The 22,485-nt window shown below is 28.3% G+C and carries 16 protein-coding genes; 15 read left to right on the plus strand and 1 reads right to left on the minus strand.

Going from position 1 to position 22,485, the window contains the following annotated elements:
• The first annotated feature begins 81 nt into the window (after nucleotides 1-81).
• The 11 genes from ACYUE0_RS05510 to murB all read left to right on the plus strand — a co-directional run bounded on the left by ACYUE0_RS05510 (nucleotide 82) and on the right by murB (nucleotide 16,276).
• Nucleotides 82-1,350 carry a S41 family peptidase gene (locus ACYUE0_RS05510; protein WP_082761239.1) on the plus strand — a complete coding sequence of 423 codons (1,269 nt, stop codon included), beginning with the start codon at nucleotides 82-84 and terminating at the stop codon, nucleotides 1,348-1,350.
• 609 nt (nucleotides 1,351-1,959) lie between these two features.
• Nucleotides 1,960-3,243 carry a Do family serine endopeptidase gene (locus ACYUE0_RS05515; RefSeq protein ID WP_242865300.1) on the plus strand — a complete coding sequence of 428 codons (1,284 nt, stop codon included), beginning with the start codon at nucleotides 1,960-1,962 and terminating at the stop codon, nucleotides 3,241-3,243.
• 38 nt (nucleotides 3,244-3,281) lie between these two features.
• On the plus strand, nucleotides 3,282-5,267 hold the full coding sequence (gene uvrB, locus ACYUE0_RS05520) for an excinuclease ABC subunit UvrB (RefSeq protein WP_061996102.1): 1,986 nt from the start codon (nucleotides 3,282-3,284) through the stop codon (nucleotides 5,265-5,267).
• A gap of 57 nt (nucleotides 5,268-5,324) precedes the next feature.
• On the plus strand, nucleotides 5,325-8,147 hold the full coding sequence (gene uvrA, locus ACYUE0_RS05525) for an excinuclease ABC subunit UvrA (RefSeq protein WP_061996101.1): 2,823 nt from the start codon (nucleotides 5,325-5,327) through the stop codon (nucleotides 8,145-8,147).
• 87 nt (nucleotides 8,148-8,234) lie between these two features.
• Nucleotides 8,235-8,669, plus strand: a complete 435-nt coding sequence (locus tag ACYUE0_RS05530) for an FHA domain-containing protein (protein WP_157450905.1) — start codon at nucleotides 8,235-8,237, stop codon at nucleotides 8,667-8,669.
• A gap of 21 nt (nucleotides 8,670-8,690) precedes the next feature.
• Nucleotides 8,691-10,142: an FtsW/RodA/SpoVE family cell cycle protein gene (locus tag ACYUE0_RS05535; protein WP_460269793.1), complete on the plus strand. Its 1,452-nt coding sequence runs from the start codon at nucleotides 8,691-8,693 to the stop codon at nucleotides 10,140-10,142.
• A complete protein-coding gene (locus ACYUE0_RS05540) occupies nucleotides 10,135-11,559 on the plus strand; it encodes a peptidoglycan D,D-transpeptidase FtsI family protein (RefSeq protein WP_061996098.1) in 1,425 nt (474 codons plus the stop codon). The genes ACYUE0_RS05535 and ACYUE0_RS05540 overlap by 8 nt, the downstream gene beginning before the upstream one ends.
• A 244-nt stretch (nucleotides 11,560-11,803) precedes the next feature.
• On the plus strand, nucleotides 11,804-12,406 hold the full coding sequence (locus tag ACYUE0_RS05545) for a metal-dependent hydrolase (RefSeq protein WP_061996097.1): 603 nt from the start codon (nucleotides 11,804-11,806) through the stop codon (nucleotides 12,404-12,406).
• Between the two features lie 157 nt (nucleotides 12,407-12,563).
• A complete protein-coding gene (gene uvrC / locus ACYUE0_RS05550; RefSeq protein ID WP_061995824.1) occupies nucleotides 12,564-14,417 on the plus strand; it encodes an excinuclease ABC subunit UvrC in 1,854 nt (617 codons plus the stop codon).
• Between the two features lie 150 nt (nucleotides 14,418-14,567).
• Entirely contained in the window at nucleotides 14,568-15,287 is a 720-nt protein-coding gene (locus ACYUE0_RS05555) for a PHP domain-containing protein (RefSeq protein WP_460269794.1), read from the plus strand.
• 71 nt (nucleotides 15,288-15,358) lie between these two features.
• On the plus strand, nucleotides 15,359-16,276 hold the full coding sequence (gene murB / locus ACYUE0_RS05560) for a UDP-N-acetylmuramate dehydrogenase (RefSeq protein WP_460269796.1): 918 nt from the start codon (nucleotides 15,359-15,361) through the stop codon (nucleotides 16,274-16,276).
• A gap of 42 nt (nucleotides 16,277-16,318) precedes the next feature.
• On the opposite strand, the gene hisC is transcribed toward murB, so the two are convergent.
• Nucleotides 16,319-17,410 carry a histidinol-phosphate transaminase gene (gene hisC, locus ACYUE0_RS05565; protein WP_460269797.1) on the minus strand — a complete coding sequence of 364 codons (1,092 nt, stop codon included), beginning with the start codon at nucleotides 17,408-17,410 and terminating at the stop codon, nucleotides 16,319-16,321.
• Nucleotides 17,411-17,955: 545 nt separating this feature from the next.
• Between hisC and rapZ the strand changes: the two genes are divergently transcribed.
• Genes rapZ through ACYUE0_RS05585 form a run of 4 tightly spaced genes read left to right on the plus strand, consistent with a single transcriptional unit; the run spans nucleotide 17,956 to nucleotide 22,447 of the window.
• Complete coding sequence (gene rapZ / locus ACYUE0_RS05570; protein WP_061995820.1) at nucleotides 17,956-18,843, plus strand: RNase adapter RapZ; 888 nt, start codon at nucleotides 17,956-17,958, stop codon at nucleotides 18,841-18,843.
• Nucleotides 18,840-20,183: a gluconeogenesis factor YvcK family protein gene (locus ACYUE0_RS05575; RefSeq protein WP_460269798.1), complete on the plus strand. Its 1,344-nt coding sequence runs from the start codon at nucleotides 18,840-18,842 to the stop codon at nucleotides 20,181-20,183. The genes rapZ and ACYUE0_RS05575 overlap by 4 nt, the downstream gene beginning before the upstream one ends.
• Before the next feature lie 2 nt (nucleotides 20,184-20,185).
• The gene (whiA, locus tag ACYUE0_RS05580) at nucleotides 20,186-21,136 is read left to right on the plus strand and encodes a DNA-binding protein WhiA (RefSeq protein ID WP_460269799.1); all 951 of its coding nucleotides are present in this window, start codon (nucleotides 20,186-20,188) and stop codon (nucleotides 21,134-21,136) included.
• Nucleotides 21,137-21,139: 3 nt separating this feature from the next.
• The gene (locus ACYUE0_RS05585) at nucleotides 21,140-22,447 is read left to right on the plus strand and encodes a DRTGG domain-containing protein (RefSeq protein ID WP_061995817.1); all 1,308 of its coding nucleotides are present in this window, start codon (nucleotides 21,140-21,142) and stop codon (nucleotides 22,445-22,447) included.
• Nucleotides 22,448-22,485: the final 38 nt, after the last annotated feature.

Consider the following 22,485-nt stretch of genomic DNA (forward strand, 5'->3'; position numbering starts at 1 on the left):
GTAAAGATTAATAAAAAAATGTTATAATTATTAAGTATTTACATAAATAATATATATATGTGAATTTAAGGAGTGAAGAAAATGAGTGATGAAAAGAAAGAGTTAGCTCACATAGGGGAAAATAATAAGAAAAGTAATAGACGAAGTAAATCCATTACATATACGGTGCTATTATTAATTTTAACTAATATAATTACTGCATTTGTAGTTACAATGGGTTCAGTTAGATTACCTAATGGAAAAGTTGTAGTAAGTCAAAAGACCTTTCAAAATATCTTAGCTTTTGAAAAGTTATACACAGTTAAGGATAAAATAGATAAATATTATATAGGAGAAATAAATCAAGACAATTTAATAGAGGGTGCGGCTAAAGGAATGGCTGCTGCACTTGGCGATCCGTATACAACATATATGAATCAAAAAGAGTTCACTGAGTTTACAACTCAAACTGGAGGAAGCTATGTTGGGTTAGGGATACAAATAGGGGTTAAAGAAAATAATATAGTTGTAGTATCAACATTTGAAAATTCTCCTGCAAAAGAGGCGGGAGTTATGGCTGGTGATATTATAATGTCAGTAAATGACACACCAGTAACAGGTAATGAGGTAGATAAAGCGACATCTATGATGAAAGGTAAAGAAGGAGAAACTGTAAAATTAGTTGTTTCTAGAGCAGAAGAACAAATGAATATAGATGTAGTTAGAAAACAAATAGATTTAGTTACTGTAAATTATGAAATGATTGAAGATAAGGTAGGATATATACAAGTATCTATGTTTGATGAGCATACAGCTAAAAACTTTGAAAATGCTTTAGCTAATTTATCAAAAGATGGCATGAAAAGTTTAGTAATAGATTTAAGAGAAAATCCAGGTGGACTTTTAGACCAAACAGTTGAAATGAGTTCACAGTTCGTAGAACAAGGGAAAACAATAGTTTACACTGAAGATAAAAATGGAAATAGAAAAGATTATAATTCAGTAGGTGGAAATAGTATAGGAGTCCCTATTACTGTATTATGTGATGGAAATAGTGCTAGTGCATCAGAAATATTTATAGGAGCACTTAAAGATTATGGTGTTGCAACTATTGTGGGTGAGAAAACTTTTGGTAAAGGTGTAGTTCAAACTACATTTTATAGAGATCAAGATGGATTTGGAGATGGTACTGCATTAAAAGTTACTATTTCTAAATACTTTACTCCAAATGGAAAAAACATTCATGGTTTAGGAATAGAACCAGATGTTAATGTTAAATATCCAGATGAGCTAAAAGAAAAAGCTTATTCTAGAGAGAATGATCCACAACTTAAAAAAGCCTTAGAAATAGCAAGAGAAAAAATAAAATAGTTTACAAGAATAACTAGTTAGTGATGAGATGATTTTTAAATACAATACATAGAAAGGTTTATTTTTATAACCCTTTCCATGTATTATGAAAATAACTCATTAATTAACTGGTTATTTTTATATAAGGGATATTAAATAAAATAATAGGTAAAATTATTTGTTTATATTGTGAAATTCTATAGGGAAGCAAGCTCTCATTTGAATTTATTCAATAACTTTAAAATATTTTTATATAAAATGTAGTATTGAATTATAAGTACTTCGGAGCATGTCTCACTATTTTGGGTATCCAAGTTCTGAAATGGATGATTTTAAAATTCAACTTGGAACTATACACATGAATAAAAGCTAATAATAATGACTGCATTACTAAAAACAGGTTATAATGTTTTTCACAAAGTACACTTTAAAATTTTTATATAGTATTTTTTATATGTTTGAAATAATTTTAAGTATATAATTTTAAAATTAATTATACTAAAAATAAAAATATAAGTTATAATTAATAAAGATTATTGAACAATTATTTGTTTTAGCAAATATTTATGATATATTAATATAATTATAGCGACAATTGTAAATTTACAACATGATTAGGGGGATTTTTATATGGAACTTTTAAAACACACTTTAACTCAAGTAGCATATGCACTTGTAAATCCTACATATTCAATGTTTTTAATATTACTTGGATTTATTTTCTATTTAAAAAATAAAAGAAATAATAAAATTGAATATATGGTGATGGGACAAAAAAATGTTTCTGCCTTTGAGTTAACAATATCCCAAATTGTTATAGGAATATTTGGAGGAGCATTAGCTAGTATACTTATAACTCTTTTAGGTATTAATTTTGATGCACAGTCTAATGTATATATTATATTTATAATATCCATAATTCTAATGATGGTTAATCCGAGATTTATATGTCTTTCTTATTCAGGTGCTATTTTAGGCCTATTCTCTTTGATATTTTCATTAATAGGAGTACTTATAAATAAACCAGAAATTAATATTTTTGTAGTGGATATAATTAATTTAGTAGCTTTAATTGGTATTATGCATTTTGTAGAAGGTATTCTAGTTATGGTTGACGGAAAAAGAGGTGCTATACCTATTTTTGGAAGTAGAGATAATAAAATTGTAGGTGGTTTTGCTTTTAAGAGATTATGGGCTCTTCCAGTAGTATTACTTATGGCTATAGCAAATAATCACGGTGTTACAGGCGATGTTATTAATACTCCAATTTGGTGGCCTTTATTAAATCATAAAGAAAATAAAATTTTATTTGAAACAGTAGTACTAGCGGCACTTCCCTTATATACTGTAGTTGGTTATACATCAGTTACTTTTACAAAAACAAAAGGGAAAAAGACGTTGATGTCAGGATTATATATATCTTTATACGGATTAATATTAATAATATTGGCACCTATTGCAAAAATAGGAGTTATAGCTAAATTTTTGTTAATATTGTTTATGCCAATAGCTCATGAATTAATGTTAAAAATTCAAAGGAAAAGAGAGGTTAATGGAGAACCTATATATATTAGTGATAATGAAGGAATTATGATTCTAGATGTTGCTAAAAATTCTTTTGGTGAAAAAATAGGATTGAGGTCAAAAGATATAATTTTAAATATAAACAATTTAGACATGAATGATGATGAATTCATTTTTAAATTTATGGAGCAAGTTCCGAACAATCTTTATATGGAAATAAAAAGAGGAACAGAAAAATTATTTATAAATGAAACTGTTGAAAAAAAAATAAGACCTGGAATAGTAATAGTTCCAAGGGTTATACCCAATAAAAACAAGGTCTTAAAAATTGAAAATACTTTTGAAGATATATTAAGAAAGATTAAGGAAAGAGATAAATCTGATAATTAATATAGAAAACTAATTACAGTAAAGAGAGGGGTATCTATATGGGTGAGTTTAAAATACATTCCAAATTTAAGCCAATGGGAGATCAACCCAAAGCTATTGAAAAGCTTACTAAGAGTATAAAAAATAGCAAAAAGTTTCAAACTTTATTAGGTGTAACTGGCTCAGGAAAAACATTTACCATGGCCAACATAATAGAAAATGTTCAAAAACCTACTTTGGTTTTAGCTCATAATAAAACTTTAGCAGCACAGTTATGTTCAGAATTTAAAGAGTTTTTTCCTAACAGTGCTGTTGAATATTTTGTTTCTTATTATGATTATTATCAACCAGAAGCTTATGTAGCCCAAACTGACACCTACATTGAAAAAGATGCCAGTATAAATGATGAGATAGATAAACTAAGACATTCAGCCACAGCTTCGTTGTTAGAGAGAGAAGATGTTATAGTTGTGGCATCTGTATCTTGTATATATGGTTTAGGTAACCCTGAGGAATATAAAAAACTTACTGTGTCAATAAGAGAAGGTATGGAAAAAGACAGGAATGAAGTAATTAGAAAATTGATTGATATACAGTATGAAAGAAATGATATAAATTTTGTTAGAGGAACTTTTAGAGTAAGAGGTGATGTTTTAGATATATTTCCAGTATCATCAACCAATAAAGGAATTAGAGTAGAGTTTTTCGGAGATGAGGTAGATAAAATAAGAGAATTTGATGTTTTAACTGGTGAGATAATTTCAGGAATGAAGCATGTATCTATATTCCCAGCATCACACTTTGCTACTTCAAAAGAAAAATTAGAGATAGCAATAGAGCAAATAGAAATAGAACTTGAGGAAAGATTAGAAGAACTTAAAAATCAGGATAAGCTATTAGAAGCTCAAAGATTGAAACAAAGAACTAATTTTGATATAGAAATGATTAGAGAAGTTGGTTATTGTACAGGAATAGAAAATTATTCTAGAATATTAGATGGAAGAGCAAAAGGAACTCCACCACAAACATTAATGGATTTCTTTCCAGATGATTTTCTTTTGTTTATAGATGAAAGTCATGTTACTCTTCCACAAATTAGAGCTATGTATGGAGGAGATAAGTCAAGAAAAACATCTTTAGTAGAGTATGGATTTAGACTTCCTTCCGCCTATGATAATAGACCTTTAAAATTTGAAGAATTTGAAGAAAAGCTTAATCAAGTAGTTTTTGTAAGCGCCACACCGGGCCCTTATGAAAATGAACATTCACAAGAGGTTGCAGAACAAATAATAAGACCTACAGGACTTTTAGATCCAGAAATAGAGGTAAGGCCAATAAAGGGGCAAATTGATGATTTGTATGGTGAAATTAAAGAAACAATTTCAAAAGGTTTTAGGATATTAGTAACAACTTTAACTAAAAGGATGGCAGAAGATTTAACAAAATATTTAAAGGATTTAGGCATTAAAACTACATATTTACATTCAGATATTGATACTATGGAAAGAATGAAAATAATAAGAGATTTAAGAATAGGTGAGTTTGATGTATTAGTTGGAATAAACCTTTTAAGGGAAGGATTAGATATTCCAGAAGTAGCACTTGTGGCAATATTAGATGCAGATAAAGAAGGATTCTTACGTTCTGAGACATCTTTAATACAAACTACAGGTAGGGCTGCAAGAAATTCGGAAAGTAAGGTTATAATGTATGGAGATAGGATAACAAAATCTATGAAAAAAGCTATAGATGAAACTGTAAGAAGAAGAGAAATACAAAATAGATTTAATGAAAAACATAACATTGTACCTAGAACAATAATTAAGGATATCAGAGAAATAATAGAAATATCAACAGTTGCAGAAGAAACCCTTGAATATAGTCCACAATTAGATAACAATGAAGTTGATATAACAAAAGAAATAGAAAAATTGGAAGAAGAAATGAAATTAGCAGCTAAAGATTTACAATTTGAACGTGCTGCTGAGTTAAGAGATAGAATACAACAATTAAGTAATATTCAAAAAAGTAATGAAAATAAGTAGAAGTTTAGTTGCTTTTATATGACTAGAAGAAAAATTAGAAAATTAGAGGAGAAAGTAATGAGAGATAAAATTTTTATAAAAGGAGCAAAAGTACATAATCTAAAAAATGTTGACTTAGAAATTCCAAGAGATAAGTTTGTTGTATTTACAGGACTTTCAGGATCAGGAAAATCTTCCTTAGCATTTGATACATTGTATGCAGAAGGTCAAAGGCGTTATGTTGAGTCATTGTCTGCCTATGCAAGACAGTTTTTAGGGCAAATGAATAAACCAGATGTAGAATATATTGAAGGTTTATCTCCAGCAATATCAATTGATCAAAAAACTACAAGTAGAAATCCAAGGTCAACAGTAGGTACAATAACAGAAATATATGATTATTTAAGATTATTATATGCAAGAGTTGGAACTCCTCATTGTCCTAAATGTGGAAAAGTAATAACTCAACAAACTGTAGACCAAATGGTTGACCAAATAATGAATTTAGAACATAGGACTAAAATACAAATTCTAGCACCTATAGTTAGAGGTAAAAAAGGAGAACATGTAAAAATCATAGAAAATATAAAAAAGAATGGTTATGTGAGAGCTAGAATAGATGGAACTATAGTAGATTTAATAGAAGAAGAAATAAATCTAGAAAAAAATAAAAAACATACTATAGAAGTTATTATAGATAGACTAGTTGTAAAAGAAGATATAGAATCAAGGTTAGCGGATTCTATAGAAACTGCCTTAAAATTAGGAGAAGGTCTAATTATAGTAAATGTAATAGATGGTGAAGATATATTATTTAGTGAACATTTTGCTTGTATAGAATGTGGAATTAGCATAGGAGAAATGTCACCTAGAATGTTTTCATTTAATTCTCCTTTTGGAAAGTGTGATAAATGTGATGGTCTAGGTACATTGATGGAAATAGATGAAAATCTAATAATTCCTGATAAAAGCAAAAGCATACTTGAAGGAGCAATAGTTACATTTGGAGATAGTAGTTTAAAAGAAGATTCATGGACATTTTCTATATTAAAGGCTCTTAGTAAAGAATATAAATTTTCTTTAGATACACCAATAGAAAAATTACCAAGAGAAGTCTTAGATATAATATTATATGGAACTAATGGGAAGAGAGTAAAAGTAGAATATACTAAAGAATTTAGGACAGGAATATATAATCATGATTATGAAGGAGTAATAAATAATTTAAAACGTAGATACTTTGAGAGTAATTCTGATTATATAAAAAGAGAAATAGAGCAATATATGAGTGATAATCCATGTCCAAAATGCAAAGGTGCACGTTTAAGTAAAGAAGCATTATCTGTAACAGTGGGAGAAAAAAATATATTTGAATTTTGTATAATGGCTATAAATGATGAATTAAAATTCTTAGATGAATTAAAATTATCAGAGAAGAATAAAGTTATTGCAGAACAAATTTTAAAGGAAATAAGAAGCAGATTAACATTTTTGATAGATGTAGGATTAAACTATTTAAACTTAACGCGTTCTTCTGGAAGTTTATCAGGAGGAGAGGCACAAAGAATAAGATTAGCAACTCAAATAGGATCAAGTTTAATGGGAGTATTATATATACTTGATGAACCAAGTATAGGACTTCATCAAAGGGATAATGATAGATTAATAAAAACACTTAAACATTTAAGAGATTTAGGCAATACATTAGTTATAGTTGAACATGATGAAGATACTATGAAAGCTGCAGATTTTATAGTAGATATAGGTCCTAAAGCTGGAGAACATGGTGGAAACATTGTAGCTGCAGGAAGTATTGAAGAAATAATGAAATGCGATAATTCTATAACAGGTCAGTACCTAAGTGGTAAAAAGAAAGTGCAAGTCCCAAAAGAGTTTAGAAAACCACAGGATAGAAAAATAACAGTTGTTGGTGCTAAACAAAATAATTTAAAAAATGTAACTGTAGACTTCCCACTAGGAGTATTAGTATCTGTTACAGGTGTATCCGGTTCAGGTAAAAGTACACTTGTTAATGAAATATTATATAAAGGATTAAATAAAATTTTAAATAATTCTAAAAAAATACCTGGATTATATAAAGAAATTAAAGGCTATGATCAAATAGATAAAATTATAAATATAGACCAAAGTCCAATAGGAAGAACACCAAGAAGTAATCCAGCAACATATACAGGTACCTTTGATTTGATAAGAGAAGTGTTTTCTACTGTTCCAGAAGCTAAGATGAGAGGATATAAACCAGGGAGATTTAGCTTTAATGTTAAAGGTGGTAGATGCGAGGCATGTAAAGGCGATGGAATAATAAAAATAGAGATGCAGTTCTTATCAGATGTTTATGTGCCATGTGAGGTTTGTAAGGGAAAGAGATATAATAGAGAAACTTTAGAAGTGAAATATAAGGGCAAAAGTATAAATGACATATTAGAAATGACAGTGGAAGAGGCAATTAAGTTCTTTGAAAATCACACAAGAATAGTTAATAAGCTTGCAACTTTAATGGATGTTGGATTAGGCTATATAAGGTTAGGTCAACCTTCAACTACATTATCTGGAGGAGAAGCGCAAAGAATAAAACTTGCATATGAATTATCTAAAAGAAGTACAGGTAAAACATTATATATATTGGATGAGCCTACTACTGGATTGCATATAGATGATGTAAATAAACTAATAGGAATATTACAAAGACTAGTTGATAGTGGTAATACAGTAGTTGTTATTGAACATAATTTAGATGTTATAAAGTGCTCTGATTATATTATAGATTTAGGTCCAGAGGGTGGAGAAAAAGGTGGAACTATATTGTGCACAGGAAGTCCAGAAGATATATGTAAGTGTAATAGTTCTTATACAGGACAATATCTAAAAAAGATGTTATAATTGACATGAAAAGCAATAAAAACTAATAAAATACTGAATAAAACAGCATTAAAAATGTTGTTTTATTTACTATAAGGAGTAATGCCTATGGCCAATTTAAGTTTTATATTTAAAATAATAATCGTTATAATAATTTATTGTATTATTTTTTATGCTCTAAAAATTATGTACAAAGATGTAAAAAATGAAGGCAAAAAGAAACCGAGAAAAACTAGTAGACTTAAATTTGGATTAGAGATTATAAAACAAGGACAAAATCCAAATTTACAAGAAGGTTCTGTTATCCCATTAAATGAACAACTTACAATGGGTAGGGCAGAAGACAATACTGTTGTTCTAAAAGACAAATATGCATCGTCTCATCATATGAAAATATATATGAAAAATGGTGAGTACATATTAGAAGACCTGAAAAGTACAAATGGTACCTTTGTAAATGATAGAGCAGTCTCCAATAAAATAGCCTTGAAAAAAGGATATATAATTAAAATTGGATCATCAGAATTTAAAGTTATTAACTAAAGATGGTGAAAGGAGAAGGTTATGCATAACTTAAAAGAAGAAAAACGAGTCTTAAGATTTACTTATTTATTAACAGTGATACTCTTTGTTAATGTAACCGTAATTTCACCAACCTTTGATAAGGTATCTCTTGTTATGGGAGGTATGATGTGTGGGCTATTAGGATATTCCCACTTTATAATAAGAAAATTTTATCCTGATGGAGATAAATATATATTATTATTTTCTAATCTTTTGGCGGTTATAGGAATAGCAATGCTTTCAAGATTAGATATTCCTATATCAGGAGGTGCTTTTATTGAAGAAGGAACTAGAACATTTTTGGCTGCAAAACAAATAATATTTTTTACTATTGGAATAGCAGCATTTATAATGGTTGTTGTAATACTTCCAGATCTTAAAAGTTTTAGTAACTATAAATACATTTATTTGGTTATAACAATAGTATTTATGTCAATGGGTACACTATTAGGTCAAACAATTGGTGGAGCAAAGAACTGGGTATCAATAGCTGGATTTACTTTTCAACCATCTGAGTTTGGTAAAATAACTTTAGTAGCTTATTTAGCATCTGCTTTAAAGGATTATGGACAGGTGCCTAGTTATGTAAGAAGGCTTTTTAATAAAGCAAATTCAAAATTAGAAAGTAAAAAAGAAGAGATAAAACAGTTACAAGAAACCAGTGCTGAAAATAATGAAGAAATAAAAAATGAAGAAATAAAAAATGAAAAGATAAAGAGTGAAAAGATAAAAAATGAAAAGATAAAAAATAGAAATTTAAGTGTAAATAATATACTAAGCTTAGCAGAGCCAGCGGCAGTAGTAGCAATATGTCTAATGTTTATGCTATTACAAACAGACTTGGGATCTGCATTGATATTTTTTGGAATTTCAGTAACTATGTTATACATTGCTACTTCTAAGAAAAAATATGTTTTAATATCATTAGGACTATTTGTAATTGGAGCAGTAGCAGGTTATTTCTTATTTGGTCATGTTAGGGTTAGGGTTATGATATGGAAAGATCCATGGAAGTATGGATATAATGAAGGATTACAATTAGTTCAAGGACTAATATCCTTATCGGAAGGTGGAGTTTTTGGTACGGGATTAGGTCTTGGATATCCTAAATTTGTTCCAGTTGTAACGACAGACTTTATATTTTCAGCTATATGTGAAGAAATGGGAATACTTACAGGTATAGCAGTTATGTTAATATACTTTTTATTATTTTATAGGTGTATTAGAGCTGCTATATATGTTAAAGATAAATTTTCAAGATTATTGGCGGTAGGATATAGTACTATGATAGCCTCTCAAGCATTGGTTATTATAGGAGGTGTTACTGGCGCAATACCTCTTACAGGAATAACATTGCCTCTAGTAAGTTATGGTGGAAGTTCTCTTTTAATAACTTATTTCTCACTTGGAATTATTCAAAAGATTTCAGAGGAGGGCAATAGAGATGAGTAATAATGAAAAAAATAACATAGCAGATAACATAAAAAAAGTACTTATAGTTTTTCTTGCATTTTTTATAGCTTTAATAAGTTATATAAACTATATTTATGTATTTAAAAGTGATGAATATAAAGAAAGTGCATTTAATAAAAGACATCAGGCAGAAAGAGATAAAGTACTTAGAGGAACTATATTTGATAGAGATATGAATGCATTAACTAGTAGTGAAAAAAATGGAGAGTTTGATCAAACTAGAAAATATTTATATCCAGAACAATTTGCACATGTTATAGGTTACTATGATGTAGTGTATGGGTTAAGTGGATTAGAGAAAAAATTTGATAAAGTATTAAGTGGAAATGATGAATTTTCCTTGAAAAAATACTTTGGTAAAGACGAGGATGAAGTTGGAAATAGTATTGTAACTACTTTAAATAAGCAGTTACAATTGGCAGCTTATGATGCGTTGGGAGATCAAAAGGGATCAGTAGTGGCATTGAATCCTAAAACAGGAGAAGTGTTAGCTATGGTTTCTAAACCAACATTTAATCCTAATAACTTAGAGGAAATATGGGATGAATTATCACAGGATGAAGAAACTCCGTTTTTAAATAGATCAACTGCAGGATTATATGCGCCAGGCTCTACATTTAAAGTTGTTACTGCAATATCAGCAATAGAAAACATTTCAGACATAACAACTAGAACTTTTCAAGATGATGGTGTAATATACTTTAATGATACTACTTCATTGGAAAACTATGATAGAATACCACATGGTTCTATAAATTTAGAACAGGCTTTTTCAGTATCAAGTAATGTGGTCTTTGGAACTTTAGCAATGGAACTTGGAAATGATAAGTTAAAAGAAACAGCAGAAAAATTTTATTTTAATAAAGAAATTCCATCTTCAACATTAGTATTAGAAGATAGTAGTTTCCCAACATATAAAAAATATGAGCAGGGAAATATTGCACAAAGTGGTATAGGACAAAGTGGCGTTTTAGCAAGTCCTATGCAAATGGCACTAATTGCTAGTGCTGTTGCAAATGATGGTGTTATGATGGAACCTAATGTTGTTAAGGAAGTTATAGATCCATCTGGAAATAAAGTTTCAGAAGTAGAATCAAAAGAAATAGGAGAAGTAATATCTCCAGAAACAGCACAGATTTTACAACAGTATATGAGAACGGTTGTCACTAGTGGAACAGCAACAAATGCGAATTTATGGAATGTTGAAGTTTGCGGTAAGACAGGAACAGCAGATCATGATAGTGGTGATAAAGTTCCACATAGTTGGTTTATTGGGTTTGCACCTTATGAAAATCCAGAAATAGCTTTTGCAGTCATACTAGAAGAAGGCGGAAATTCATCAAGAAATGCTGCTGAGGTAGCTAAAGACATGTTAAGTAGTTACTATGGAGAGTAAATAATAACAAAGACATATTATCTAATAATTTTAGGTGATATGTCTTTTTAAATTATGAGGATAATAATCCTTTATATGATATAATTTAATACTACTACTTTTTAATATACTTAAAGTAGTGATTTTATATACAAATTAATCTTTTGTAGTATAATTTGTATAAGATATACAATAAATCAAAACTGAATTTAAATTTATTTTGCTTTGTTTATAAAAATAGAAATTTGGTGTGAGGTGTTATATAATGACAGGAAAAACTCACCTAAGTGTAGGTGTAACAACCTTTATGTATTTTAGTGACAAATTACCCGGGAAATATGTATTATTAAGTCTATTATTTACGATTATTGGGTCTATGTTTCCTGATATAGATCACCCTAAAAGTATACTTAATAAGTATCTGTTACCATTTAGAAACAATACGACAAAAGTTGTAGTTTATCTATTTGTAGGTATTTTAATAATCTATTTAGATACAACATATAAAGGGTCTATGATATTTAAAATTATGGGAATAAGCTCTATATTAATAGCACTATCACCACATAGGACAGGATTTACGCATAGTGTTTTTGGCGCGTTAATGACTACTTTTATTGTAGCTGCATTTTCTAAAGCATACGATTTTAAAAATTTGCAATATTATTTTATGTTAGGATATATAGGACATTTAATTTGTGATATGTGTACTAGAAAAGGAGTGCCACTTTTATATCCTATAAAAAACAATAAATTTAAATTTCCTATGGCATACAGTAGTAGTTCAAAAAGAGGGAAGTTTATAGAAAATATAATTATATTAAGTAGTATAATTTATTCAACATTAAAATTGCCAACATTATTTTAACGTTATAAGTAAAAATTAAAGTACATATAGGGGAACAAAATCTAACTTTAAATTATTCATCAAATCTTTGTTATCCGTTGAGAAAAATAAGTAATAATCACCACAACGCTTAACTAGTTGATATTAACTTTTAATATTAAGTAAAGGGGTGTTAATATTGTTTGATTTTCAATTTCAATTAAAAAATCTTCCTGATAATCCAGGAGTTTATATAATGAGAAATTTTCTGGGAGAAGTTATATATGTAGGGAAAGCTAAAAATTTAAAAAATAGAGTTAGGCAATATTTTCAAAACTCTAAAAATCATAGTGAAAAAGTTAAAGCTATGGTAAAACACATTTCAGAATTTGAGTATATAGTTACAGACTCTGAAATAGAGGCATTAATATTAGAATGTAATTTAATAAAAAAGTATAGTCCTAAATACAATATTTTACTTAAAGATGATAAAAGTTTTCCACTTATAAAAATAACAATAAATGAAGAGTTTCCAAGAGTAATAGTTACAAGATCAATATTAAATGATGGAGCTAAGTATTTTGGTCCATATACTGATGCATCAGCAGTTTACGAAACATATGATTTAATAAAAAAGACTTTTCCATTAAGGACTTGTAGAAAAAATATAACTACAGAAGGAAAAAATACACGACCTTGTTTAAATTATCATATAAATTTATGTAAAGGTCCCTGTGACAAACTTATATCTAAAGAAGAATATATGGTTATAGTTAATAATGTTATAGATGTATTGAATGGAAAAAATAAAGCTGTAATAAATTTAATAAAAAAGGAAATGGAATGTGCAGCTATGAATTTAGAGTTTGAAAAAGCTGCTAGTTTAAGAGATAAACTAATTGCTATAGAAAAGATAAATGAAAAGCAAAAAATTATAAGTTCACATTTTGAAAATGAAGACTTTATTGCTATATCTCAAGATGAAAAAGACAGTTGCATTCAAATATTCTTTTTAAGAGATGGTAAAATCTTAGGACGGGAACACTTTATATTAAATGATACTGGCACAGAGGAAAAAGGTCGAGTGGTGTCAGAGTTTATAAAAGGCTTTTATGGCGGTACTGCATTTATACCTAAACAGATATATGTTACATATATAGATGATAAAGATATTATTGAAGAATATCTAACTATTAAAAAAGAGTATAAGGTAAGTATAAAAGTTCCTATAAAAGGTGAGAAGAAAAAATTATTGGATATGGTAGAAAAAAACTCTAGTCATGCTTTAGAAATGTTTAAATTAAAAGATAAAACTGATAAAGAACTACAAAGCAAAATTCTAAAAGAATTGCAAGAAGTGTTGAATTTGCAATATATTCCCATTAGGATAGAAGCTTATGATATATCAAATATAATGGGAGTGGATTCTGTTGGAACTATGGTTGTATTTCAAGATGGAAAGGCTAAAAATAGTGATTATAGAAGGTTTAAAATAAAAACAGTAGATGGACCTAATGATTACGAATCTATGAGAGAAATTTTAACACGTAGATTTAAACATGGATTAGATGAAATAAAAAAAATACAAAATAATGAGATAAATTTAACAGCAGGCAAATTTTCTGTTTTTCCAGATTTGATTATGATGGATGGTGGAAAGGGCCAAGTTAATATAGCTTTAGAAGTGTTAAATGAATTAAATATAAATATTCCTGTATGTGGTATGGTTAAAGATGATAAACATAGAACAAGAGGATTAATTTATGAAAATCAAGAATTAGATATAAAACCTAATACAAAACTTATAAATTTAATTACTAAAATACAGGATGAGGTGCATAGATTTTCTATAACTTATCATAGGTCACTTAGAAGCAAGACTACTCTTCACTCTATATTAGAGGATATACCCTATATTGGTGATAAACGTAGAAAAGAACTTTTAAAAGAGTTTATAACTGTTGAAAATATAAGAAAAGCAACAGATGAGGAAATATTGAACTTACCATCTATGGATAAAAAATCACTAGAAAGTTTAAGAAAAAATTTATAATACTTGCTTTATATATTTAAAATTTAAATTTTAATCTATATATAAAGGGATATAATAAAAATAAGATTAACTTTAGAAAAAATTTATACTTAGAGCTAAATTTGTACATATATTTATAATTCTTTAATATGTACAAAGAAAGGAGAAAACATGAAAGCTGTAGTTGATGTTCATACACATACTGTTTCAAGTGGTCATGCATATAATACTTTATTAGAAAATATAAAGGAAGCTTCAAATAAAGGGATAAAAATATTAGGTGTTTCTGATCATGGTCCAGATATGCCAGGAGGACCACATATTTTCCATTTTGCAAACTTAGATGATATTCCAAGAAAACTTTACGGAGTCAAAATATTAAGAGGTTGTGAAGCAAATATAATTGATTATGATGGAAATCTAGACATACCTGAAAGAATATCTAGAAGATTAGACTATATGATTGCTAGTTTACATGATGTTTGTATAAAATCGGGAACAATAGAAGAAAATACAAGTGCAATTATAGGAGCTATAAAAAATAAAGATGTATTTATAATTGGACATTCTGGAAATCCTAAGTTTCCTATAGATATGGAAAAGGTAGTTATAAAAGCTAAGGAAGAGAATAAAATAATAGAGCTTAATAACAGTTCTTTTGTAAATTCTAGAAAAGGTAGCGATAAGAATTGTTATAAGATAGCAGAACTCTGTAAACAATATGGTGTTAAGATGATTTTTGGAAGCGATGCACATAACTGTTTTAATATAGGTGAATTTTCAATGGTTCAAAAATTAGTTGAAGATATAGATTTTCCAAAAGAGCTTATAATGAATTATGATGAAAAAATGTTTACAGATTATTTACAAGGAAAAGGAAAAAATATATAGTAATTATTGATTAATAACATGCTAATAAATTATACTATAGATATGTAAATATTTTGTGAAAGAGGTAAGAGATGAGTCAGAAAAAAGAATTGATTAATGAATTAAAACTTGTATTAAAGGAAGAAAATATAGAATTTGATTCACCTATGAAAGATCATATAACTTTTAAAGTTGGAGGTCCTGCTGATATTTTAGTATATCCAACCAATTATGAAGAAGTTATTTCCATAATAAAACTATGTAAAAAATATGAAAGTAATTATTTTATATTAGGAAATGGCTCAAATTTGTTGGTTAAAGATGGAGGCATAAGAGGTGTTGTTGTAAAGTTTAGCAAATTAAGTGATATAAAAGTTGAAGATGATAAGGTTATTGCGCAAAGTGGTGCTAAGCTTTGTGATGTAACTAGTGAATCTTTAAAAGCATCTTTAAAAGGTTTTGAATTTGCTTGTGGAATACCTGGAAGTATAGGCGGCGCTACAACTATGAATGCAGGTGCTTATAATGGGTGTATGGCAGATGTTGTTGAAAGTGTATTAGTAGTTGATAAAGAGGGTAATTTAATAAAACTAGCTAAAGAAGATTTAGAGTTTGGATACAGACATAGTGTGGTAATGACTCATAATTATATAGTTTTAGAAACTACTTTAAAATTAATAAGACATAATAGCGAAGATATAAAAACAAGAATAGATGATTTAACAGATAAAAGAAATTCTAAACAACCATTAGAGTATGCTTCAGCAGGTAGCACTTTTAAAAGACCAGAAGGATATTTTGCAGGTAAATTAATACAAGATGCAGGGTTAAAAGGAAAAGGTGTAGGAGGAGCGGAAGTTTCTACTAAACATTCAGGGTTTATAATTAATAAAGGAAATGCAACAGCAAAAGATATATTAGACCTTATATCTATGGTTCAAAAAGAAGTTAAAGAGCAATTTGATGTTGATTTATATCCGGAAGTAAGAATAATAGGTGAAGATAAATAAATTATAATAAATTAAAAGCAACTGCTGATGCAGTTGCTTTTTTTATAAGCTTAAAACTTCTTTTAATGCATTTATAAATACTATGTTTTGCTCTTTAGTACCTATACTTAACCTTATCCAACCAGGCATTCCCAAGAAACTTCCAGGTCTTATTATAACACCACGTTTAAGTAACTCATTAAATAAATTTATATCATCTTTTTTAGTATCAAACATTATAAAGTTTGTATTACTTTTAATATATTCTAAACCTAGATTTTCAAGTTCTTTATATAAGTATTCTTTACAATCTTTATTAGTGTTATGAACTAATTTTATAAAATCTTGGTCCTCTAATGCGGTAACAGCTGCCTTTTGTGCAAATAAGTTTACATCAAAAGGTCCAATAACTCTATTGAAATATCCACCAAGTTCTTTGCTTGCAATACCATAACCACATCTTAATGCCGCTAAGCCATAAGCTTTAGAAAATGTTCTAAGAATTATCATATTTGGATATGATGGTAATAAACTTAAAGAATCAGGATAATCATCATCAGTTACATATTCTATATAAGCTTCATCCATAACTACTATTACGTGTGAAGGTATTTTTTTAAGAATATTTTCAAGTTCAGACTTAGTAAATATTGTGCCTGTAGGATTATTAGGATTACATAACCAAATAATTTTTGTTTTTTTAGTAATTGCATTAACCATAGCATCTAAATCTAAACCATGATTCTTCATTGGAATTTGAATAACTTTTCCACCCATAAGTTTAGTGGAATCAATGTATCTTGAGAAAGTTACTTCACCCATTATAGATTCATCACCAGAATTTAAAAAAGTATTACAGATAACTTTTATAAGTGAATCTGAACCTGTACTACAGAAAATTTGATCAAAATGAACATTATTTTTTTTAGCTATATTATATTTTAATTCATAGTTAGAAGCATCTGGATACATATTAGCCTCATCTATCATATTTTTTAAAACAGCTTTGACTTTTTCAGAACAACCTAATGGATTTTCATTAGATGCTAATTTTATAACTTCATTTAAACCTAGTTCTCTCTTTACTTCATCTATAGGCTTACCTGCTTTATAGACATTCAAGTTTAGTATTTCGGATCTAACTGCATAATTCATAATATAACCCCCTTGTTGTTTTTTGAAAATTTAGTTTATTCCTCTGCTATAGATTTTACTATTAAAATAAAAATTTTCAATAATATTACAAATTATTAAAAATTTATTAACTTTTACTTTTAGTAGCTAAAAATCAGTACTTTAACGTGATATATAATATAATTATTTTTTGAAATTCATTAAAAAAATTAAAGAAATAGGAAGTATTTTACAAGTAAACTATGGAGAATTTATAGAAGCTACTTTATTATTTAATAATGGAATAAATATGCTTAAAAGGATATAGGTATTACTATAATGGATTTTATTTTTTTAAATTAAATATGTTATAATATTATAATGTATGATTATATAAATACAATTTTAAAAAGCTATAAAGTATTACTATAATATTTATTGATTTTTTTATTAATAAATATTATAGTATATTAGTTAAAAAATTAAGAATAGAAATTTAAAAAAATCAGAAACAAATTAAAATGGAAGCTATATTACTATTTAGGGATACAATTTAAAAAATTTAAATATAAAAAGGATGGTTTAGTATGAGATTTGTTATAGTTACTGGAATGTCAGGGGCAGGAAAAACTCAAGCTATGAGAAGTCTTGAAGATTTAGGATATTTTTGTGTAGATAATTTACCGCCTACATTAATTCCTAAGTTTGCAGAGGCATGTTATCAAACAGAAGGAAAAATAGATAAAATAGCTGTAGTAGTAGATATAAGAGGAAGAAAATTTTTCGATGACTTATTTGCAAGTTTAAAGGTTCTTAAAGAACATGGATATAATGATTATGAAATGCTATTTTTAGAGGCTACAGATGAAGTTTTAGTTAAAAGATATAAGGAATCTAGAAGAAAACATCCTTTAGCACCAGATGGAAGAATATTAAATGGTATAACTATAGAGAAGAAAAAATTAAAAGAAGTTAGAGAAAAGGCTAACTATATAATAGATACAACTAAACTTAGCAATAAAGAATTAAATGAAGAAATAATAACTATATTAGGAGAACAAGGACAAATAGAAACAAAACTTTTTGTAAATGTACTGTCCTTTGGCTTCAAATATGGAATTCCTGTAGATGCAGATTTAGTTTTTGACGTTAGATTTTTACCCAATCCATATTATATTGCAGAACTTAAGCCATATTCAGGTAAAGATATTCCAGTTAGGGAGTATGTATTAAGTAAAGATGAAACTAAAATATTTATCGATAAGTTAAATGATATGTTACATTTTCTTTTACCAAATTATAAAAAAGAAGGTAAAAGACAGCTTATAATAGCAATTGGATGTACTGGAGGAAGACATAGGTCTGTAGCAATAGCAAACAAAATTCATGAAGTTTTAGAAAATAGTGGGTATACTGTTACTATAGACCATAGAGATATAAATGAAGATGTTAGTAGAGGAGCTGGAAAGCTATGAGGCTCAAGTACTGGCTTAGGCCAGGTTTAGGGATTAAAAGATGGGTGTTTTATATTATATTAGGCTCTTGTTTATGTGCATTTGGAGGTTTGAAATTAGTAGATTCAATAAGAGATAAAAACGTTGATTTTATGTTTTTATTTGTAGGATTAGTAGGATCAGCAGTATTTTATTATGGACTAACAAGATATGGAGCAAAAATGTTGTCTTTAGGAAGCTTGGACATAGGAAATGATGGAATAGAAAGTAAATCACTTCCAGAAATTTTATATGAAAGAAAGGTTCTTATTAATGGTCCTAAAATAGTAGTTATAGGGGGAGGAACAGGACTATCTACACTACTTAGTGGTTTGAAAAAATATACAAGTAATATAACGGCTATAGTTACCGTTGCAGATGATGGTGGTGGTTCAGGAATATTACGAAAAGATTTAGGTATGTTGCCACCAGGAGACATAAGAAACTGCATAACAGCATTAGCGTATACACAACCTGTTATGGAGGATTTATTTAGGTATAGATTTAAAGAAGGAGCCTTAGAAAATCAAAATTTTGGGAATCTATTTTTAGCAGCTATGCATGGAATATCAGATAATTTTAATGAAGCTGTGAAGAAAACGTGTTCGGTTTTAGCAGTAAAGGGAAGGGTAGTACCTGTAACTTTAGATAATATAACTTTATGTGCAAAATTAAAAAATGGAAAGATTGTAAAAGGGGAGTCTAATATACCTAAGGAATGTATAAAAGACAATACAAGCATAAACAAGGTGTATATAGAACCATCTAAAGCTAAAGCTATAGATGAGGCTATAGATGCTATATTAGAAGCTGATGCAGTTGTTTTGGGGCCAGGTAGTCTATATACAAGTATAATTCCTAATCTTTTAGTTGACGGAATTACTGAAGCTATAGAAAAAAGTAATGGCCTTAAAATATATATATCAAATATATTAACTCAAATGGGTGAAAGCGATAATTATTCTGTAGAAGATCACATAAAAGCAATATATAAGCACTCATCAGATAAAGTTATAGATTATGCAATAGTAAATGATGCAGAGTTAAGTGAAAAAGATAAAGCAAAATGTGTACATGATGATTATTACTTAGTAAAACAAGATAATAAGAAAAATAAAAAGATGAAAATTCAATATATAAAAGGAAATTTTATAAAGTTAAATGAAAAAGGTCATATAAAGCACAATGAAGATAAGTTGGCAGCAACTTTAGTAGAAACAGTACTTAGAAAAAGTTTATTTTATGATGATAAAAGAATCATAGAGTTTTTTTATTTATCACACATGTTAAAAGAATCTAGAAAGAGTAGGGAGAAAAAATAAAGATGTCATTTTCACTAAAGGTAAAAAATGAAGTTTGTAGATATGTAGAATTAAGTAAAGAAGAAGCTGTAGCAGAGCTTTCAGGTATAATGAGAGCTAGCGGCACATTAGGCATAGGGGCTAATAGGAGCTTGAATTTTAAAATTATAACTGAAAATCCTGCTATAGCTAGATTGATATTCAAGTTGTTAAAAGAGCATTTTGATATACACACTCAAGTAATAGTAAAAAGAAGTAACTCATTAAAGAAAAATAATGTTTATATAGTTATGATAAAAGAAGACATGAATGTAAAACAGTTACTTTTAGATGTGGGTATACTTACTGAAGAAAGTTTTTTTAGTTTAAATTATACAATTTCTAAAAAGATGGTTGAAGATATTAATGCTAAAAGAGCTTACATAAGAGGTGCATTTCTAGGAGGAGGTAGCATAAGTAATCCAGAAAAAACATATCATTTAGAATTTGTAACTCATAATTTAGATTATGCTAATGAATTAAGTACATTAATAAATGGATATGGATTGTCTTCTAAAGTTATACAAAGAAAAAGTAGTTATGTTGTATATATAAAAGAGGGAGAACAAATTGTAGATTTATTAAATATAATAGGTGCTCATAGTTCTCTTTTAGAATTAGAAAACATAAGAATAATGAAAGAAATGAGGAATAATGTAAATAGACTTGTTAATTGTGAAACTGCTAATTTAAGTAAAACTGTAAATGCGGCAGTAAGACAAATTGAAAGTATAAAGCTTATTCAAAGGGAAATAGGGCTTAATAGACTAGCTAAGAATTTAAGAGAAATAGCAGAACTAAGATTAGATTATCCAGATGAATCATTAAAAGAACTAGGTGCTATGCTTAATCCACCTGTAGGTAAGTCTGGGGTAAATCATAGATTAAGAAGAATTGAAAAAATAGCTGAAGAACTTAGGAAGGAAGAATGGTAGTTTATGTCAAAACATGAAGAAATTATAAAATTCATACTTTCCTTAGATATAGGGACCAAAATTTCTGTAAGAGGAATAAGTAATGACTTAGGAGTTAGTGAAGGAACAGCATATAGGGCTATAAAAGAATGTGAAGCCATAGGAATAGTAAATACAATACCTAGGGTTGGAACGGTGAGAGTAGAAAAATTAGAAAAAAGACATATAGATAAACTAACATTTAAAGACGTTGTAGCCATTGTTGAAGGCACAATTTTAGGTGGGAGTGCTGGGTTAGAAAGAACGTTAGAGCGATTTGTAATAGGTGCTATGGAAGTTGAAAGTATACATAAATATATAGATGCAGATTGTTTATTTATTGTTGGAAATAGAGAACTTGCTCAAAAACTTGCTTTAGAAAAACAATGTGCAGTTTTAGTAACTGGAGGTTTTGAGTGTAGTGATAAAATAAAAGAATTGGCTAACAAAAATGGACTACCATTAATATCATCAACTTACGATACCTTCACAGTAGCAAGTATGATAAATAAAGCTTTGTTTGAAAATAACATAAAAAAAGATATAATTTTAGTAGAAGATATTATGGGGAATAGCCCTACTTGTCTTAGTAGTGGTGATACTATAAAAACTTTAAAAAAGTTAGTGCGAGAAACTGGTCATGAAAGATACCCGGTAATAGATAGTGAGACAAGGGTCGTAGGAATTGTTACATTAGCAGATTTACCTAATGATACTAGCGATGAAGATATAATAGATACAATTATGGTGAAAAAGCCTATAGTCGTAATGCCAACAACTACACTTGCTTATGCTGCTCATATAATGGCATGGGAAGGTATAAAGTTATGCCCTGTTGTAAATAGAAATAAGTTAGTTGGAGTTATTTCACGTGAAGATGTAATAAAAGCTATGCAGATAGCTATTAGACAGCCACATGTTGGTGAAACTATGGATGATTTAATAATAAAAAATTTTAAATTTGAGGCAAGTAAAGATAAGGTTCATTTTTGGGGTGAGATTATTCCAGAAATGCTGGATTCGCTAGGAACAGCTTCATGGAATGCATTAAATATGCTACTATCCACTATGGGAACTATGGCTTTAAGACAAAATAATATAAACGCCAATATTGCAATAGATAGTTTTTCATCATATTTTATGAAACCTGTTCAAATGGGAAGAGTTATAGATATTTATGCAGAAGTTGTGGATGTAGGAAGATACTATTCAAAAGTAGATATATCTATTTATAATAGTGATAAATTGTTAATAGCAAAGGCAATGCTGTCAGCTAAAATGTTAAAAAAATAATATTTTGAGGCATATGAAAAGAAAATAAGATACCAAAA

This window comes from Clostridium sp. CTA-19 (assembly GCF_054767855.1).